The following is a 2,672-nucleotide window of genomic DNA, read 5'->3' as shown; positions in this document are numbered from 1 at the left end:
CCACGTGCTACACAAACACGTCATCATCGTCTCGGCCCGCACCGCCGACGTTCCACACATTCCCTGGGCGCAGCGCATCACCGTCGAGCATCTCGGAGATCTGCACGACGGCATCGTGCACGTTGCAGTGGAGTTCGGATTCCAAGATCGCACCGACATCCCCGAAGCCCTCCGGCGCGGCGGCATCGAAGACCTTGAGAGTGATGCGGACCTTGACAACGCGTCCTATTTCCTATCGCAAATATCGATGCGTCGCACCCGCGAACGGGGTATGAGCACAGTGCGCAAGCGGCTGTTCATCACCCTTGCTCACAACGCCACTGTTGCGCGTCACTCTCGATGACGATGTTGGCGTCATTGGGGTTGACGACGATTCGGATGTGAGGACGGCCCCGCTCGGGGTGCTGAGCGGGGCCGTGGTGGTTGTGATGACGGGATGCCCGTCAGGTTGATGTTGTGGTGGTTGGGTTGACGCGGATCGGGTTCAGTCCGCGGCCATTTCGCTGATCGCGATGCGGGCTGCTTTTTCGTCGACGATGGTGTGGTCGGCGGCGAATGCGGCGGTCAGCGCGTGTAGGGCAAGGTTGTTGACCGCGCGGGGATGGCCGCGGGAGGCGTTGTGGATCAGCCCGATCGCGTCCTCGGAGAACAGGGTGTCCGACCGTCCAGCGATTTTGCAGTGATGGCGTATGTAATCGGCGGTGTCGGACGCGCTCATCCCGGCAATTGCGTAGCGTACGGCGATGCGCTGATCCAACGCGGCGAGCACCCCGAGCCGCAGGCGGTGGCGCAGGCTGGGTTGGCCGACCAGGATGACCGCGAACGGCGATCCGGAGTCCATGTCGTGGTTGGTCAACAGCCGGATTGCTTCGAGCTGCTGATTGTCCAGCAGATGGGCTTCGTCGACGACCAGCACGGGGTTGCGGCCCCGTTCGGCGTGTTCGGTGGCCAGCGCCTCGGCGGCCTGTGGTGCCAGGGTGGCCTTGTGGAAGGCCGGGGTGTGCCCGAGGGTGGCCACGATGTGGGTGAGCATGCCGCGCACCCCGATGGTGGGGTTGGCCAGGTAGATGAACACGTGCCGGGACGGATCCAACGCCGCGGTGGCCGCGCGGATGGCGACGGTTTTGCCGGCGCCGACCTCGCCGGTGATCACTCCGATGGCGCGCTGGTCCACACACCAGCTGATGCGGGCGACCGCCTCTCCGTGTTCGGCATGGCGGTGCAGCATGCTCGGAGCTAGGTCACGCCCGAACGGCATCCGGGTGAATCCCCAATGTGATTGCAGCCGTTGAATACTCACGCCGACACCTCACCCTCTGGGTCGACATTGGCGCGGGGCTGGAGGTTGTCGATGGATGGCTGGCCGGGGATCTCGCCATCCTCGTTGCTGCCGTAGAGGGCGTGATAGCCGATGCGTTCGTCGCGGCGGATCTGCTCGTGGTGGGCGGCCGCGGTCAGCGACAGGTAGTCGATCCCAGTCCGCTGCGGTGACTCGGGCTCGTTGGTCTCCGGTTTGGCTTTGGGGTGGGCGTGACGGGAGATGATGTGCGGCAGGGCTTTCCCATAGGACTTGTCGCGGTAGCGGACCTCGACGGTTTCCAGGTCGAACGGGGAGAACACCAGCTCGACACGCCGCCCAACCAGCGCGGGATCGACCTGATAGGTGTTGGCGTGCAGCGACACGGTGGCGGTCTTGGTGACGGTGCGAAACTCGCTCCACAGGAACGCCTCAGTCAGATCGGCGGCGCTGGGCATGGCCGGGATGCGGCCCAACCGGTCCCAGCCGACCTCCCAGCGATCCAGCGGACTCTGCCCGGTCTCGGAATGGGTGCGGCGGTGGTATTCGGTTTCCACCCAGGCGGTGAATAGCCGGTTGAGCTCCAGCAGCGCGGCGGCGTGATCGACACCGGCGGCGGCGAGATCTTCGCTGCTGGTGTCGGTCACCTCCACCAGAAACTGCTCGCGAACGGTCCTGAAGAATCTCTCGATTTTGCCCCTCCCTTGGGGCCGACCGGGTTGCGAATGCACCAGGGACACACCGAGTTTCGCGCACGCCCGCAACAGCCAGGCATCACAGAAGGCCGAGCCGTTGTCGACATACACCGAGCGGGGCACGCCGCGGGCGGCCAGCGCCGGGCGCAGCGCCGCGGCCAGCCGCACGGTGTCTTCGGCGAAGCCGAACCGGTAGCCGACGGCAAGCCGTGTGTGGTCATCAAGGAAAGCAAATAAGTAGGTTTTGCGGTCGCCGACCCGCGGCCCATGCAGGGCGTCTCCGACCCACAGCTCGTTGGGGTCGGCGGCCTCGAACCGGCCGAACACCGCCGGTGCCTCCCCGGCATTCGGGCCCATCAACTCCAGCCGGTGAAAATGGCGCAGCAGGGTGGATTCCGAGGGCGCCCACCCGGTCGCGGTGCGCAGGATCCGGGCCACCTGCGCCACCGTGCGGGTCGGGTTTTCCCGCTTCAGCGACGCGGCCAGCTCCAGCACCTGCACGTCGGTGCGTGCGGCCAGCCGCCGCGGGGCGGGCACCAGCGCCTCGAACCCGCCAACGCGGTAGCGGCGAATCCAGCGGTCCAGCGTCTCCCGCGAATAGCGCACCTGGTTGCCGAACGGGTCGGTATGGGTTCGGCCGGCGATCTCGCGCACCAGCCGCCCGCGCTGCTTGCTCGACA

General features: G+C 66.5%; 3 protein-coding genes. 1 reads left to right on the top strand and 2 read right to left on the bottom strand.

Annotated elements, in window-relative coordinates:
- Nucleotides 1-343: KUP/HAK/KT family potassium transporter (locus tag VFW69_RS05830; protein ID WP_526499092.1), on the top strand; the 343-nt coding region annotated here is incomplete at its 5' end.
- A 141-nt stretch (nt 344-484) separates the two neighbouring features.
- On the opposite strand, the gene VFW69_RS05825 is transcribed toward VFW69_RS05830, so the two are convergent.
- Nucleotides 485-1,258, bottom strand: coding sequence for an ExeA family protein (locus VFW69_RS05825; protein WP_526499094.1), 774 nt, complete (start codon nt 1,256-1,258; stop codon nt 485-487).
- Between the two features lie 38 nt (nt 1,259-1,296).
- A partial coding sequence (locus tag VFW69_RS05820; protein ID WP_526499090.1) for a DDE-type integrase/transposase/recombinase occupies nt 1,297-2,672 on the bottom strand: 1,376 nt, incomplete at its 5' end.

Source organism: Mycobacterium sp. (genome assembly GCF_036273375.1).
In the GTDB taxonomy this organism is placed as follows: Bacteria; Actinomycetota; Actinomycetes; order Mycobacteriales; family Mycobacteriaceae; genus Mycobacterium.
This window is presented reverse-complemented; position numbering and strand designations above follow the sequence as displayed.